The sequence below is a fragment of the Paenibacillus polymyxa M1 genome (assembly GCF_000237325.1).
Taxonomy (GTDB): domain Bacteria; phylum Bacillota; class Bacilli; order Paenibacillales; family Paenibacillaceae; genus Paenibacillus; species Paenibacillus polymyxa_C.
This window is the reverse complement of record NC_017542.1, coordinates 253,112-268,838: the sequence shown is the minus strand read 5'-3', so window position 1 is coordinate 268,838 and position 15,727 is coordinate 253,112. Positions and strand designations below refer to the sequence as shown.

18 protein-coding genes are annotated in these 15,727 nt (G+C 36.6%); 1 reads left to right on the top strand and 17 read right to left on the bottom strand.

Going from position 1 to position 15,727, the window contains the following annotated elements; genetic code table 11:
* Nucleotides 1-5: 5 nt before the first annotated feature.
* From PPM_RS01155 to PPM_RS01095, 15 genes are all read right to left on the bottom strand, one after another.
* Nucleotides 6-431 carry a hypothetical protein gene (locus tag PPM_RS01155; protein ID WP_013368861.1) on the bottom strand — a complete coding sequence of 142 codons (426 nt, stop codon included), beginning with the start codon at nt 429-431 and terminating at the stop codon, nt 6-8.
* A gap of 83 nt (nt 432-514) precedes the next feature.
* Nucleotides 515-649 carry a hypothetical protein gene (locus PPM_RS30350; protein WP_013368860.1) on the bottom strand — a complete coding sequence of 45 codons (135 nt, stop codon included), beginning with the start codon at nt 647-649 and terminating at the stop codon, nt 515-517.
* Nucleotides 650-1,646: 997 nt separating this feature from the next.
* Nucleotides 1,647-2,069, bottom strand: a complete 423-nt coding sequence (locus PPM_RS01150; RefSeq protein WP_158309124.1) for a type II toxin-antitoxin system VapC family toxin — start codon at nt 2,067-2,069, stop codon at nt 1,647-1,649.
* Nucleotides 2,062-2,364 (bottom strand): hypothetical protein, encoded by a 303-nt coding sequence (locus PPM_RS01145; protein ID WP_013368858.1) that lies wholly within the window; start codon nt 2,362-2,364, stop codon nt 2,062-2,064. Before PPM_RS01145 ends, PPM_RS01150 begins: the two co-directional genes overlap by 8 nt.
* A gap of 83 nt (nt 2,365-2,447) precedes the next feature.
* The gene (locus tag PPM_RS01140; RefSeq protein WP_013368857.1) at nt 2,448-3,572 is read right to left on the bottom strand and encodes a site-specific integrase; all 1,125 of its coding nucleotides are present in this window, start codon (nt 3,570-3,572) and stop codon (nt 2,448-2,450) included.
* Nucleotides 3,573-3,794: 222 nt separating this feature from the next.
* Nucleotides 3,795-3,974, bottom strand: a complete 180-nt coding sequence (locus PPM_RS01135) for a helix-turn-helix domain-containing protein (protein ID WP_013368856.1) — start codon at nt 3,972-3,974, stop codon at nt 3,795-3,797.
* A gap of 187 nt (nt 3,975-4,161) precedes the next feature.
* Nucleotides 4,162-5,859, bottom strand: a complete 1,698-nt coding sequence (locus PPM_RS01130) for a DNA primase family protein (protein ID WP_014599374.1) — start codon at nt 5,857-5,859, stop codon at nt 4,162-4,164.
* Complete coding sequence (locus PPM_RS01125) at nt 5,859-6,434, bottom strand: hypothetical protein (RefSeq protein WP_013368854.1); 576 nt, start codon at nt 6,432-6,434, stop codon at nt 5,859-5,861. The genes PPM_RS01130 and PPM_RS01125 overlap by 1 nt, the downstream gene beginning before the upstream one ends.
* 175 nt (nt 6,435-6,609) lie before the next feature.
* Nucleotides 6,610-7,893 (bottom strand): hypothetical protein, encoded by a 1,284-nt coding sequence (locus tag PPM_RS01120; protein ID WP_013368853.1) that lies wholly within the window; start codon nt 7,891-7,893, stop codon nt 6,610-6,612.
* A 93-nt stretch (nt 7,894-7,986) separates the two neighbouring features.
* On the bottom strand, nt 7,987-9,117 hold the full coding sequence (locus PPM_RS01115; protein ID WP_013368852.1) for a hypothetical protein: 1,131 nt from the start codon (nt 9,115-9,117) through the stop codon (nt 7,987-7,989).
* Between the two features lie 121 nt (nt 9,118-9,238).
* A complete protein-coding gene (locus PPM_RS01110) occupies nt 9,239-10,186 on the bottom strand; it encodes a hypothetical protein (RefSeq protein WP_148266396.1) in 948 nt (315 codons plus the stop codon).
* A gap of 21 nt (nt 10,187-10,207) precedes the next feature.
* Nucleotides 10,208-11,194, bottom strand: a complete 987-nt coding sequence (locus PPM_RS01105; RefSeq protein WP_013368850.1) for a stalk domain-containing protein — start codon at nt 11,192-11,194, stop codon at nt 10,208-10,210.
* Between the two features lie 451 nt (nt 11,195-11,645).
* Nucleotides 11,646-11,789, bottom strand: a complete 144-nt coding sequence (locus PPM_RS29540) for a hypothetical protein (RefSeq protein ID WP_013368849.1) — start codon at nt 11,787-11,789, stop codon at nt 11,646-11,648.
* Nucleotides 11,765-11,998 carry a hypothetical protein gene (locus PPM_RS01100; RefSeq protein WP_013368848.1) on the bottom strand — a complete coding sequence of 78 codons (234 nt, stop codon included), beginning with the start codon at nt 11,996-11,998 and terminating at the stop codon, nt 11,765-11,767. The genes PPM_RS29540 and PPM_RS01100 overlap by 25 nt, the downstream gene beginning before the upstream one ends.
* Before the next feature lie 36 nt (nt 11,999-12,034).
* The gene (locus tag PPM_RS01095; RefSeq protein ID WP_014599372.1) at nt 12,035-12,895 is read right to left on the bottom strand and encodes a hypothetical protein; all 861 of its coding nucleotides are present in this window, start codon (nt 12,893-12,895) and stop codon (nt 12,035-12,037) included.
* A 221-nt stretch (nt 12,896-13,116) separates the two neighbouring features.
* Between PPM_RS01095 and PPM_RS01090 the strand changes: the two genes are divergently transcribed.
* Nucleotides 13,117-13,467, top strand: coding sequence for a helix-turn-helix domain-containing protein (locus PPM_RS01090; protein ID WP_013368846.1), 351 nt, complete (start codon nt 13,117-13,119; stop codon nt 13,465-13,467).
* Nucleotides 13,468-13,484: 17 nt separating this feature from the next.
* On the opposite strand, the gene radC is transcribed toward PPM_RS01090, so the two are convergent.
* A complete protein-coding gene (gene radC / locus PPM_RS01085) occupies nt 13,485-14,084 on the bottom strand; it encodes a RadC family protein (protein ID WP_013368845.1) in 600 nt (199 codons plus the stop codon).
* Nucleotides 14,085-14,829: 745 nt separating this feature from the next.
* The gene (locus PPM_RS01080) at nt 14,830-15,057 is read right to left on the bottom strand and encodes a hypothetical protein (RefSeq protein WP_013368844.1); all 228 of its coding nucleotides are present in this window, start codon (nt 15,055-15,057) and stop codon (nt 14,830-14,832) included.
* Nucleotides 15,058-15,727: the final 670 nt, after the last annotated feature.

Here is a 15,727-nt window from a genome sequence, read left to right as displayed (position 1 = left end):
CCTCTTCACCCTTTCAGATTAATTCTAGGTACGTTGACAAAATTGTTACTTAGAGTACTAGGACCATAACCCATTTTTTTCAAGAAAAAATCCACCCGACGTTTACTATCTTCTACCTCAATAATAGTAAACCATTTTTGAAAAATGTTAAATTCTTTTAATTGTAGTAGTGCTCTTAAATCCAACGCCCCCACTGCATATCTAGTCTTTTTACTTTTTCTCTCTAAGCTGAATGTATAAGTAGCAAGAGGAACCTCTGGCTCATCAGAAATATACCACTGGAAATTTACATCTGTTGTCGTATGAATTTCGGATAGCTGAACTAATACCTGAACGGACCCGCTCTGCTCAGGGTAAAAAGTATTCGTTATATTAATTGGTTTAAAATCTGAGGTCGTATCTTCACAGACAGTAATAGATTCTATATTCATATTCGTCCACCTGCCTTTCTATACTGTAAATCAAAAAACCAATACTCAAGTAAGCCAGTATTGGTTTTTTGATTCATCTTTAATTAGTTACCTTTACCCCAAATAGCCACACCGATACCATAACGTGTACCACCCGTTATTGCTCCACCAGCGGCTGCGCCAGCAATACCTCCAGTTACAGCTCCTCTTGCTGCACCGGTTTCAGTGGATTTGCCCACAACATTTCCGTCATTTGGGAATGCCTTATGTAAATACAGAATTAACAGTAGAATTCTTACTGACACCTCCTTTCAATATACTTTATCGCTACAATAAGGAATAAATTTAATATTTAAATTAAAAATTTTAATAATAAATTTCATAATAAGCACATTTGTACTATATTTTTAATAATTATCTTCCAGATTCCACGGTATAATCTCACCACAAAGCAATGGTACCCACGAATGCGTCATACTACGCCAAAGTCAGTACCATCGCTATTCTCATGTAGAGATGGAGTGAAAAACATGTCAACGTTAACCTTCACGGAAAATAAAGCGCTCTCGCAACTCTCATCCAAGAGCAAATAGACATGCAATTGTCTCGCTTCTCTTTTTCCAGATACCCATATATCCTTTAGAAGAGTAAAAGCGTGTCTTGTGTAATTCTGCTACGGTTACTTCATTTCTCCTAAAACAAATGTTAGGCTGGACATTCGACAGAGGAACGTTCAGCTGGCTGGGGCTATGGTTTCCTACTTTTTCATTTCTTCTACATCTCATGCGCCCATGTCAATACGTAATCGCCGATCACCACCCCATCCAAAGTATAAATTTATTACAATACAAGTTTGTAGACATGATGTCTACAAGTCCTAGTACAATTTGGCTCCTAATAATTTTATGTCTACAATTCGCCTAATTTTAACTCAATAAAAAGCAAAAACCCGCTCAATGAGCGGGTTTTTTAAATGGAGGCGAGGGGAGTCGAACCCCTGTCCCAGACTTTCTATCACACATTAAATAATATCGTTCAGTCTTATAAACCCTTATATAGCAAGGCATTATAAGACTAAATTTATTATGTTTTATTATAGAGAGCCAACGTAAATTACGATGTTTTACACCTCTTGTCTACAACTGGTCTACAGAATCGGACAGGATATTTGATCAAAATATTGTACGTTTTAGCCTGTCCCCAGTAATACTTGATGTCATTCTGCAACCACTTTCTTTATTTAACAGGATTATAATACACTGTTTCATACCTTGATAACGCATCAGTAAAATCCCTGTCGTTATTGCTGACTAAGGTTGCTTTCAAATGAATTGCAGTGGCTGCAATTAGTGCATCAGGCAGTTTAATCTTTTTCCCAAGATTTTGGTGGAAATACGCTCTAATCTCTCCAGCGGTACAAGCAATTTCCCGTGTTATTTCCTTCACCTCATCTGTGCTATCAATAAATGAGGATATTTCAGCCTTTAAAGACGGATTATTATATACCTTTGTGGATGAAAATAACTCTGCTTCGGTAATCACGGATAAAATCAGTTCATTATGGGGATTTCGGATGATATCACCCAAGTAGTTAATGATTTTTGGATTTCCGTCCAAACAATAAATACATACATTTGTATCAAGCAAAAACCTACTCAAAGTGACTACCGTCCCGATCATCCTCTTCATCACGTCTCGCAATCGCATGAAGCTCCTCAGAAGCACCCGGATAACGCTTTAATACCCCACCTGGCTGTTCAAGTGCCTTTAACAAACGTTCCCTCTTCTGTATTCTTTCTGACCCATCTTGTTTTCTCAAACGAATCACCATTTCATTTTCATCTTCATTTATAGCCATAAAATCAAATTTTTGCGATCCAATTAATCTTTGAAATTCCGGTAAAAACAGCGATTGATCTCCAACTTGCTTCATTTGTATCACCTCACGGTTCATACTGCTACATTCCTCCCAATTATAACAAATATGATATCCAAAATACATGAAAGCTCTTGCTTTAGTTTGCTGCTTTAACTCCCTCATGTAAAATCCCCTTTTAGAGCCTGACTCATTGCATTTATAGTATTTTTATGTGTCTTATCGAAACGGTGCGTATAAATCTTATTTGTTGTTCCAATATCGGAATGCCCTAATGCTTCTGATATTGCTTTCAAATCCGTACCTTGGTTGTATAATACGCTTGCAAACGAATGCCTTAGGTCGTGCAACCTTATCTTCGGTAGCTGTTGCTTTTCAAGGAACGTTTTGAACTGTTCTGTAACAGAGTTAACTCTATATGGCTTCCCATTATCATGGGAATAGACATATCCGGCATTATCATAGGCAGAACCTAACATATTTTTGAGTTCCTCTTGTTTTACCTTATGCATCTTAAGCAGGCTATATAGATCATCATTGATGTGAAGGGATCGTCTGCTTTTTTCTGTTTTAGGCGCTTTAGTTATAATCGCTTTCCCTGCACTCGTTCTGACTTCAAAAATGTGAAGTGTTCGGCTCTCAAAATCTACATATTTCCATTTCAATCCAATAATTTCTTCACGTCTCAGTCCCAAATAAACAGCGAGATAAATAGGGATTTCCAATTTAGTATTTTTAACTTTTTTCAAAAGTTCAATTAACTGTTCTTTTGTGTATGATTTACCTTCATATCTTTTTCGTTTAGGAAGTTCTACCGCATCCGCTACATTTCTGTACACAAGTTGCTGTTTCAGACCGTAGTCCAACGCTTTACGTATAAGTGAATGGTGTTTATGAACAGTATTGGGCGATAGATTTTTCTCGTCCATAAGATGCTTATAATATTGCTGGATATGCCCCGACTGAAGTTTTTGAAGCTCTATACCACCGAAAAAATGAGAGATATGCTTGTAAAGAATATTTTTGTACCCGTATGTTGTAGTCTCTTCGCAATTGTACTTCACATAGTTGTCCATCCAATGATTCAGAAATTCTATCAGGCTCATTGCATTTGACTGCACTAATAAATTTCGATTTTGGTTATGCTCAAATTCGGTGAGCAACTTTTTGGCTTCCGCTTCGGAATTCACGGTAGCATAATCACGCAATCGTTTCCCGTTTAAATCCTTGCCCAGTTCAAAAGTTACCCTGTACTTAGTGCCTATCTTCTTAATACTCCCAGCCATAAGTTCTACACCTCGTTGTTAAGAGATATTATTGACTATAAACCATGCAAAATAGATTTCGATTCCATACAGGAGACGGGGGAGGGAGATATACTAACTAATTATCATTCGAAGTCCATAATCATTCCCCAACTTTGCAAATATCCGTCCCCAACCCCCACATAAAATCACTCTATTAAGTAAGTAAATACCGCTTCTTTTCTATTGCAGTAAATCTCCCTGTTATTGAACTTGTTTTTCCAGCCACAGCTTAAGCCCTTTGGCAGGTATGATGATTTTCTTGCCTACCCTAATTTTGGGGAAGTCCTCCCTGTTCACCAACTTGTAAAGAGAATTCATCCCTAAAGGTAGAATATCGTGCAATTCCGCAACTGTGTAGCAAAGCTTTTCAGTGTTAGACATTGTGTCCCTCCATCATGTGTATAATATATAAATGAAACTTTTAAAAAACCTGAGTGTAGTTTTCTTGTAGCTATTCTGTAGCCGGACCCTTCTCCGATAATGAGTCTCCATAATCCCATTACAACAAGGTTTATGGGTAGATCATTTCAGAATGTAGCCAATGTAGCCTGTTTTTATGACCATTTACTCATGTATGAGTGTATTCATCTGGCGAAAGTAGACGTATGCCTCTATACCCCATTAATGGAGTAGATCCTTCTACTCTGATCTTTCCACTTCGCACTCTAAATTTCTCAATTTCACGCCAGAACTCCGTCTTCTTCACTGAAGTCAACCCATTTGCTTTACAATAGATGATATAAGCGTCATACAACCTTGTTCTATGAACCCTTGATTTATCATTTTCTGGTTCCACAACACACATATCATTCACAAACTCTGTTACATTATCTAGCTCAGCCATGTACTTCTTCTTGAACTGAATTGCTTCATTACATTCCGTAAATATAAAATTATTATCAATCAGTTGATACAAGCCCTCTAATGCCCACTTTATGATAATATCTCGCTCTTCTAAAAGTTTTTGCAGCAAAAAACGGTCACGTTGTCTCTCTGGTATCGAATTATTGAAGGTAATAAACAACAGTCTATCAATAAAGGCTGTGGTTCCATCATGTTTGGCAAGCTTAGGCATATGGTTCCCTGCTGCCACCAGTTTGGTTCTGCCGTAAAAGTCGATTGCCGCTTCACCTTTACGGTCGCCTGTAATTAAATCTCCACCAGTAACAGCCTTAATGAACTCTACTCCCTTTAAATCACCATCGTCACTCATCTCGGGTGATATATTAAGTTTAGAGTGAGCTAAACGCGTCTGCATAAACCTGTTAACCCCTAGTTGCTTGAGCGTCATAGAAGTTGTATGCTCCTTACCAATCAATATCTGTAACAAACTCAACCACACACTTTTGCCTGTATGCGGCTCACCAATGAGTACAAACATCTTTTTGGCATTAAAATGATTCGATATGATGTAACCTACCATTTGCTGGAGAGAAGCCTGTTTAGCTTTATCCCCTTCAGTACAGTCTGTTAGAAAACATTCAAAAACACTTGAGTATGAATAATCTCGATTGTTCGTATTTTGTTGGGGTATAACTTTGCAATCTGCATCAATAAAGCTGGTAAAGCAGTACTTTGGATCATGTGGAAGCATCCTCCGTTCTCTTAGGTTTAGCACTCCATCACGGAAATTAATAAGATTTGTATCTGTATTTAAGTCATTGAATTTTCTCCACAAATCGGGATGAGTCTTCAAACGATAAGCAACTTCGTCCATTTTTCGTCTACTAACTTCACGATTTTGATCTTCTGTCAGGTTTTTTCGAATTAAGACTGCCAGTTCACTATCAGAGTGGTGCTTGTAATAACCCTGTTTAGTTTGGTAGATTGAAATCCCGTCAGCAGAACTGATCATTTCAAACGAATTAAGCATCAACCATTCAACCCGTGGGACAAAATTGCCCCGATCTGATGATGTTTTATAAAACCTTGTGTTGTTATCTTTCACCTTGAAATTTTCGACATTTTCTGCTTCTACAGCCTTAGATATCTCTTCTACTTCATAAAAGATTGTCTCTTCTCTTAATGTAGAATGGTCATCATGCTCGTCGAACTGTTCTATCTCGTCCTCATAAGATAATTTTTCAGTACACAAGGTCAGGATATCAATATCTTCGCTGTACTGTAGTGTTTCTATATCTTCACAAGTTACTGAATCGCTATATTCCCCAAAAAACTCATAGTTAGTATCGGTTTGTTCTTCAGATAATTCCACTGATGCATTTGAATCCATCAGGTTTATACGAATCCTTTTATCGTTCGGCATTAGTTACGTTCCCCGTAAAAATAGCTAGTCTCCAATTCAGGGAATGTTCTTTTCAGAAAAGATAAAGCTACTGTTCGTATTGCCAGCTTTCCTTTCACATCTTTAACATATAATTCAGTGACCTTATTCGGTAAAAATCCTTCATATAGGCAAAAATGAGCGTAATTTTTTGTTTCCACATATACCAGTAAACAGTTATCATTTTCCTCATCCTCATTACTGTATTCTGTGGTTTTTTCCTTAAAGTGAAGATATATCTTTTTGTTCGCCTTCCCTTTAGAATCAACAATCACTCTAACGAAATCCTTATTACTTATCTCTTCACCTATAGCAATAGGATTATTAGTGCCTAAGCTTGCAAAACAAGTCCGTTTATTTCCCATGATGGAGCATACCACTGAAATGTACGGCTTAATATTAATACCAGCGACAGTAGAATGTGAGAATGAAGCACTTTGCACCAACAGACTAACACTGGTTTGTCCTTGAACTATTTCAGCTATTCCTTTGATTTCCTTTTTGCTCATATTTCTTAAAAAGTCATTAATTTGATAGTTATTATTATCATTACTCATGTTTCATCAAGCTCCTTTTGTTTTAGTAACATTCACAAGGGCAATCTTACCTTCAAACTAACAAAACAAAAATCACTTAAAATCAAGAAAAACAAATATTGCAATTCTGAAGAAATTGTGATAGCAGAAAATAAAAAGACTATCCTTAAAGGACAGTCTAGAATTAGTACTTAATTTACTTTTCAGTGTTTAATAAGGCTTGCTCTATCTTCGCAATAAAATCATCCATATTACTATCAAGCTCATGAAACCTTTTAACCAGATCATAAGCTAGCTCAGAATCTATAACCCTTTTTTTAGATGGGTATTGTTTCACAAAATTCTTTAATAAATAGCTCTCATCTGAATCTATAGTACTTTTATATCCTTCTACAATCTTCATCGTTTCAAATATATTTTCTTGTTTGTCATACTCAGAGCGTAAAGTCAGAGTGAGACTTCTTTCGTAGCGATATATTAATTCATAATGATACAGCTCCATCAACGGAAGTGTGACTAAAGCAAACTGCAAGATAATTAGACGAACTTCATCAAACCAAATACTGGGATTATCTATCTTTTCATTATAACTATGCTCACCGTATTTTCCTGAACTGCTTTTGGTAAAAGAACCATTTAGTAGGGATTTGTTTATTACATCCAGATACTCAAGCCTAGAATCTACATTTGGCAGTACAGCAAAAAATCCAAACAGTTTTTTCAATTCTCTTATATCTTGGTCCCCATGTAACTCTACATTGTCATTTATCCTGTTTATTAAACGGACACTATACTCTCTTTCAAACAGATACCTGCTCACAATCTGTTGCTCTTCAGTGTAACTTTTAAGTATTTCCTCAAATAAGGCGCTTATTCCCCCAAATAATTCCCTGCTATATTCTTTTTTTTCTAATTTTTTATAGATACTATTAATGCAAGTTACAAAATAAATAAAAGGTTTAACCAAGTAAGGAACTTTAACATCGTCTTTGAATCCTCCTTTGGCCTTTGAACTTTCACGCTTATATGGCTCAAGATCAAAATATCTTTGTAATACACCTACAAGTTCTTCTTCCACGATATGCGCTACATAATTCCCGTTGTTCATATCAGGAAGCAATTCGTTACCTAAACGTTTAATTTCTTTTCCTATTCTAGCGATTCCCCTTGTATTTGAAGTGTCTTTTTCTTCTGGCCCTGTGAGTATATTTATATTAGAGACTATGTAGCTATTCATTATCAGATGTTCCTTTACACCCTTTTTAAAGCTTGCCAACTCATCTACATTTTCAAATAGTCTAATTAATCTATCAGGGATATACTTTTCACATTGTTTATATACAAACGCGAAAATATCATCTTCAGTAAGCTCATCAGCTTCTTCCTGAGAGTAACCCTGAAGTGGCTTACCAAGTGGTAACTTGAATTTCTTAAGAATCTTTAATCTTTGTGCTTCGTCCATTAAATGAATGTATTTCATTTTCTATTTCCCCTCTGCCGTTGTTTACTGGTATCTTTTTCATATCGGCAGAGGGGAATTGAATTTTTAGCTATAAATATCTAATTTTATGGTTTAATATCTCACCCTGTAATCTATAACCTGATAAGTATCCTTGCTTCCCACTTTAGCCTTTTTCACGATAGCTTCAGCAACTCCACGGGTGTCGAAGCCTACATCATTACCCCATGCCTGATCTTTGGGTTCATACAGAATGCTGTCTCCTTGACTTTCAAAGTCCGATGTGTAAATTTGGATTTTAGCTTTATATGTCCCATTCCCGTTATCGTAGAAATTCTCGACTTGGGAAAAGTCCATATACTGCTCTCCATCCGCTGTATCCCACTGATAACTGCTACCGACTAACGGATATGTTGATGTACTTTCCGGCTTTACACTAATATCAAAAAACCTTTTGATCGTTTGTACTACATACTTACTATTCAATTTATCTGTAAACTGCTGATTGTTTTCAACCGTGGTAATTCTTTTGCCGTAATTAATTTGATTGTGTTTAACAGCAAAATCAATTAAAACCTCTTTATCGTAATCGTTAATATTAAAATTCCCCATATACGCTTCGCTTAAATTACTAAAAAATAAATTGAGTTTCTTTTTTTGATCATAGTCAAATGTAGAGAATATGTCTTTACGAGACGTCGTCTTCTTATCCTCTGCTTTTGGTTGTTCTTTGCTCGGATCATTTTTATGGGCTGTTGATTTTTCCGTTGCTTGAGCTTTGTTTCCTTCAGTATTTCCGCCATCGTCGACCTCATTTTCTTCAAAAACGGTCTTCAAAACACTAGCCTTCATCAGTTCGTCTTGCGGAACATCATTGAATGACAAGGCAGAAGCTTCAAATTCGTCTTCTTTCCCGACAATAAATTGCAAGCGTGCTTTAACCTTCGTATGTCTGTACATCATATATCCAGTAAACTCGACTATGTCTTCTCCGGATTGCGCCTTGAAATACTTCCATGTATTATCACTGAAGAACTTTGAGAATGTTTCCCCAATAGGTTGATTCACGTAGGCTTTAAAATGGCCGTTCTTCACAGCCAATACATGCTCATTATCCTTATCACTCACGTTGCTGACCTGATCTTCTACTTTGGATGTTACATCCTTCACCGCCTGCTCCGATTCAGTGTTGCAAGCAGAAAGCAACAACAAAAGAATAAGTCCGACTGTATATTTAACTTTCATTATAATACCACCTTAAAAAGATTTATTTATATGAAACCTGTACAAAAAAACAAGCCCAACGGGCTTGTAGAAAGCTTATAAAACGGCTACATTGGCTTCGACTGAATGCAAGGGAAAATCCTCACCGTTTCACCTTTAAAGTAACCAATGAGTAGCTGATATTGTTCTGCACTTTCACTTTTTTGACCACAGCTTCAACTTCGCTTACCATCTCCGTCGAAGGACTGTCTGCATCAAACAAAACTCCTCTCACTCTCAATTTATTTTGTCCTAAATCAAATACATCCTGAGCGCGAACGTAGTATACCGGCATTCCATCCGCACCATCAAATATATATCCTTTACCATTAAATTTAAAGCCGTTAACAGAGTGATGATTACGAAATTGGATATTGAAATATTTCTGTATGGAAGCTTCCACGTGCGTCTTCAAAATATATAATTTACCGTTCGAAATGCTGATTCTGGAATTAAAATTATTGATGTAATTATGCCATACACCAAAGCGAATCAACTCTGCATTATTAACTCGCTTAGCATCAAATTCATCAAGATTCAGTTCAGTGAAGTTGCTAAGGAACGTCCCCAGCTTTTCCATTTCTGCGGCTCCGACATTTATTTTTTTGTACAGCTTAAAAGTACCTTGAGGAAACGAAAATTCAGAAACTTCTTTTCCTGTCCAAGTGATTTTCACACCGTCATTTTGCATTTGAATACTCATTTGACCGTTATTATACTCATCTTTATATTTGAAAGAAGCTTGTCCCTTGGGATTGAAAACTACGGTTCCATTGACCACACTGCTACGCATTCTTCCGACAGAATTTTTAAAGCTCTCTCTGCTGTCTTCGAATGGAATAAAATAATCATTAGAAACCTCAACAGTCACTTGGTTACCTTTGCTTTTCATGTCGAGCATCATCTGATCCATGCCGTATTGTCCAACACTGTTATGATCTTCCCAATGTCCATTGTAGTTGCTTGCAGCTGTCACAACAGTAGTGAAATTGAATGACACTGTGAGCACTATCAAACTGCACAACGAAAGTAGTGTCTTTTTCATTGCCATACGTCCCTTCAAATAAATTTATTATCCCACAGCAGAGTCAGCTTCAAATGTATTGTTCAACAGGTTCCCCCACTCTTTGGTAGCTTTATAATCTTCCGATGTCATATTTTGATTTAGTTTAATGCAAAAGACACCTACTTCATCTTCTTTAAATATTACCAAATAGATATAAGAGTTCTCACCATCATCGATAAAGATATCATAGGCCTTATCAACAAAAGTACGCTTTTCTTTGATTTCACCATCTAGGAACCCATGTCTATCCAAATACTGCTCATAAGTTTCTTCCAACTTCAAACCTTCATTTTCAGAATAAGAGGATAACATATGATCGGAGTAGGAGGATATTTTTACAAATGGGCTTTCATAGAAAATCGTCTCAATAGTTGCATTATTTTTTTGAATGACTAACGGATCACCCCATGACAATGGATAGTTTACTTTATAACCTATGGACTGATCCGAATACCTGCCATATTTATTAGAAACTTTGCTTGTATAATTGTCTTCGTACCAACGTTCTCCCATGCCCCCATGATACAATACCGCTCTTTGCTGGACTTTATCCCACTTCATTTTCACATCAAGATGTTCCGATAACACACGCAAAGGAACAAGCAATGTACCTCGAATATTAACGGGAGCAATGCTTAGCATTCTAACCTGTCCATCAACAGTCGCTTGCTTACTGTCTGCACGCAATTGAACTGTTTTTCCGTCAAGTTGAATTTGGTATCTCTGAGCCAGTTTGCTGTATTCTAAAGAGCCTCCCAACAACTCAACCAAATTTTTAACTGGCAGAAATGTTGTACCCTTGTAGGAGATCGGCGCTGCACCTGTGGCAGAATCAAGCAGTTTTTCTTCTCCATTAACAAGAATGTTGGGATTAGCAACCTGCAAAATAATCTGCGTTCCAATTGCATCTATTTCCTCTTCAGCAAAAATAGAATCCGTATTCCAATTCATCAAACCTACAACCAATAAAGCCGTAATAAGTAACCTTTTCAATTGTATGATTCCTTCCCTTTTGTTACACTCATACTAATCTCAATAGGGACTCCACTAACCTATGTTAGCAGAAACTCTCTATCCTTCTTTTATCGGCGGATATTATATTTTTTGAAGTTTTGCTCATTAATTTTATTTAACGTTCCACAGTAAGTTCGCTCGCATTACTTCAACTGCTTGATTTATATTTATTACCTATCGGAAGCAGTACACGACTATTTACCATTACTGGGGTAGCGTATACTTCTGGCGTAAAGTCGAATACTCCGCATCATCAACAAAAATACCTGTCTCATCTACTTTCAGTATGATCCTCTTCTGGATGCTTTCAGCCAATACTGTACTTGACGATGTAACTGCAATATAACCAACGCAATCAGACTGATCTACCTGTATCTTTTCACTTTATTCTTTCCCTTCTCACTATGCTTAAACAAATTCAAATCCCCGTTTACGTATCCTTTTTGCCTGAACCTTTATCTGTATATTTATCGTTTAGTTCTTTAGCGGTTTGAATGACATTGAACTTATTACCCAAAGTCATGGTAACCGCATCCTTAGCCGCATTTTTCATTTGCTCCCATTTGTTATCCATCTGTTGTGTAACCTCCTTTTATCAACGATTTTTTTACCTAAGCTATTTCCAAGTAAAATTCCTGAGCCAATACCGATTAAGTATCCGACTGCTGTTCCTACTCCAGGGAAAATCACTGTACCGATAGCCGCCCCTGCTCCCCCACTGCCAAGCGCTGCTCCTGCTGATAATGCAGTTTTTCCAATTCGCTCTAAATACTCATCTGGCAATTTATTTCACCTCCTTCCTAAACGGATGAGATCGGACTACATTTTATCCAACAGTGCTTTCTTGGATGTTTCAAATTCTTGAGGGCTTATCAACTCTTCATCAGCCAGCTTTTTCAACATCTTTAATTTCTCGCCTATTGTTTCATGACTTTCCTTGGTTATTGCTCCATTCATATGCCGAAATACATGAGCTTCATAGCTTTTATCAGGTAACAATCTGTAGAATGTATCGTAGTCCTCATATCTAAATTTCAAACTCCGGGTTTCCCCAGCATCATTGTAAAATAACATAGTTACCCTGGTATCATGTAGCATCGTTTCGGATTTCACAGCATTGACCTTCTTCCTGCTCCCGATGACCGCTCCCGCTGCTCCCATGGTTTTACCGCCCATAGCGCTGCCAAGCATGCTACCCACAACTGCTCCTGTAACAGATACTCCGCCCCCATCACCGCCGGATACTGTTGTTTCCGTATAGAAGTCTCCGTGAGTAGTGTAATATTCAACATCAACCAGCGGAACCCGCACCAATTCTATTTTACTTACATCGCTCTTGGAGTAGCTTTTAGGGTATTCTTCTGGAAATATAAATAGAAATGCGTTATCACACCAAACAAAGTGCTTCATGGATCTGGCCAAGGAACTGTGACCGTCAACAAACGTAACAAACTTCGCTTTTTGGGGGATTCGGATTTGTACTACCATGTTGTGGTGTAAGACTCTGGCCTTTTCTTCTTTAGCAAATTTAAGAGTAGACCAAATTATAATAGGTATTAAAAAGGCTGTTATTAAAGGATGAATAAAGCCTGTTAGTAAAGCTAGCGTTATAAAGATAATGAAGACTACAAAGACACCAGCCCGATTATGTTTTTCTTCATACATATTATGAAAAATCATTCCTCTCTTGAATTTATTGGACTCGTATAGCCTACTTATAAATTCTTCTTACCATTTACTCCATTCAGGTTGTTTCATATTCTCTCCTTTAGAAGCATGTCTTTTGTCCTAATGATATCCAGTATAGTCGAATTGAAACAATCAGTAAATATTTTAATGCTTATAGTTAGTTAAATAATCCTCTTGAATTAACTACTGTTGAATGTGGAGGGGATTCAGGAATGAACTACGCCGATTTAGGTACACGTATTCGTCAAGAACGCCAGCGACTAAATCTGACACAGGAAAAGCTCGCGGAGCGAGTTGATTTATCTCATGCCTATATTGGGCAAATAGAGCGAGGAGAACGTAGTCTTTCATTAGAGACACTTGTAAAGCTTGCAAATGAATTAGGGTCTACTGTGGATTACTTGCTTTCAGAAGCAGTTGAGGTGAAAGATGAGGCTTTAATTAACAAAATCAAACAAACAATTATAAGCCGTTCTCTGGAAGAACAGCAAATGGCTTTAGAAATGATAGAATTGATGTTTTCGCATATTGATAAGCTGGGGGCTTTCAAAGATAAGGTTTAAGTATACTCATACGCCATTTAAAAATGTCCGTGTTCTTTTATACTATAAAATGTACTCTCACCAATAATGACATGATCCAAAACATCTATCCCTATAATGTCCCCTGCCTTGGCTAATCGTTTGGTTGCCATAATATCTTGTTCAGAAGGCTTTGGGTCCCCACTAGGATGATTATGAACACATACAATGGACGCGCTACAATGTCGTATTGCTGCGCCGAAAACTTCTCTGGGATGGATCACTGTGGCGTTTAATGAACCAATTGAAACGATCTCTTTATGGATTACTCGATTTTTGGTATTTAACAGAAGGCATATGAAATGCTCCTTGGTTGAAAATCTGAATTCCGGCTCTAACAAATTATATACATCCCTAGGATGACTGATAAAATAGGGATTAGATTCTGGCAGTGTGAGAGTATTGGCTAGTTGGAGTAAGGTCATAATTTTCTTCGCTTTACTATGCTTGATGCCTTTTATGGATATTAGTTGCTGTTCCGTAGCATTCATTAGCTGTGTTAACGTCGGGAATTGAATTAATAACTCTTCTATTAAGTCGTCTTCCGCTCGCTTATTCATAAAGGTTGAAATTAGAGTTCTGAGCTTTTCACTATACATTTTTAGAGCCTCCTAAAATATACATTATATAAATGAATAATATATATTCAAAAGATTAGGATTCCCTAATATAATAAACGTTGCTGTTTATCGTGCAAATCTTAGTCTTATTTGCTCATTGTAAGTGATGGTTATTCATCAACACAAAGTAGGTCAATTGAGACAAGTTTCAAAACTTGTTCTCGAACCTCTGCTATTTCCCTGCGTTCAAACTGGATGTATACTATTTCCTAAGCAACAATAATTCCCTAAAGGATTCCCTATTATAATGATCAGGTTATTTTGCTCTTTTAAAACTAATGGGTACAAATTTCCAGTTTGGGGATGGCTTCATGGTCTCGGAACATACAAAAAAACAACGTTTAGCTACAATTAATGATTTTTGTCAAGCTTCATATGTATTCATGATACCTTACATCCAAACATTACTAAATAAAAAAATAATGGGTTTTTTGTGTATATGATATGGATATTACTTATCCATTCACAAAGGTTTCCATTATTTTTTTATTTATCCTTCAAACGTCTAAAACTATTGTTATCTTTGGGTTTCATCATAGTTAAATCGTCAACTAAATAGAATAACATGTAAAAATTTATGTTAAGTTCATTTCCTACCTGCACGTTACTTCTCTTTTCCAATACAACCTTACAGAATCATAATCAGCCCAACACATATACTCTCACACTAAGCTAGTTTATTTCTCTTGGTGGGTGTTTTATGATATATGATCTAGAGGCAAACTTACAGACTCTCGTTTTGACGGATGCGTTGTTCTATTCGTGATACGATTTCCTTAAATGTTTTTTCGGTAACTGCCAACGGTAGACCATTAACCATTTCCATAATCACTGCTTGAGAGACATCTCCTCCTTCTACTCGTACCATATACGAATAATAAATTTTTTCATCCTTAATCGTACCACCATAAACTGTATATTCTCTGGAAACCTGCTTTAACGTAATTTCCATATGATTCATTTGCTCCTTCATGCGTTAAGTGTTATTGGGAGTATACAGGTAAATAATATATAACTCTTTTATATGAATATACGATTACATAAAAAAGATCTAATACACATTTAAGTGTATTAGATCATCTTATTTCTAGTTGTTTCTTAGAGTGGTACTGAAGGTCATATGTACTACATATTGGTCCATTAGATTTAAATCAATCCATGGAATTCGTAATCATAATACCATAACGTTCTCCAGACTCTGAATAATGTATAATGCCTCTTTCCTTTTCTTCTTTATGTAATGAATGAAGTAATAAAATTATGGATTAAATATATGTATATTAATAGGCAATGTCTTATATATCTCTTAAATACAAGGTATTATGATGTTCCTAAATTCATAGATATTATCATAATCTCTTTTTGTCATTTCAATTACTTTAGATACACGAATGGTTTCCTGAGTCTTTATAATAAATCCTACCTTTCGATGTTTTCTAAATAAGTTCGATTTCCATATGATTAGCCTCCCATTAATATCAGACTATAATGTAGGGGGTCATCCCCCTACCGGGTTGGTCCCCTCTTCGGGGCCCTTCTCTTTCCCCTTGCTTTCTCTACTTCTCTTCTATCTGTCCTCTGGCGCTCCCTCTCTCGCTCCGATCAACCCCTTTTTTAGGTCC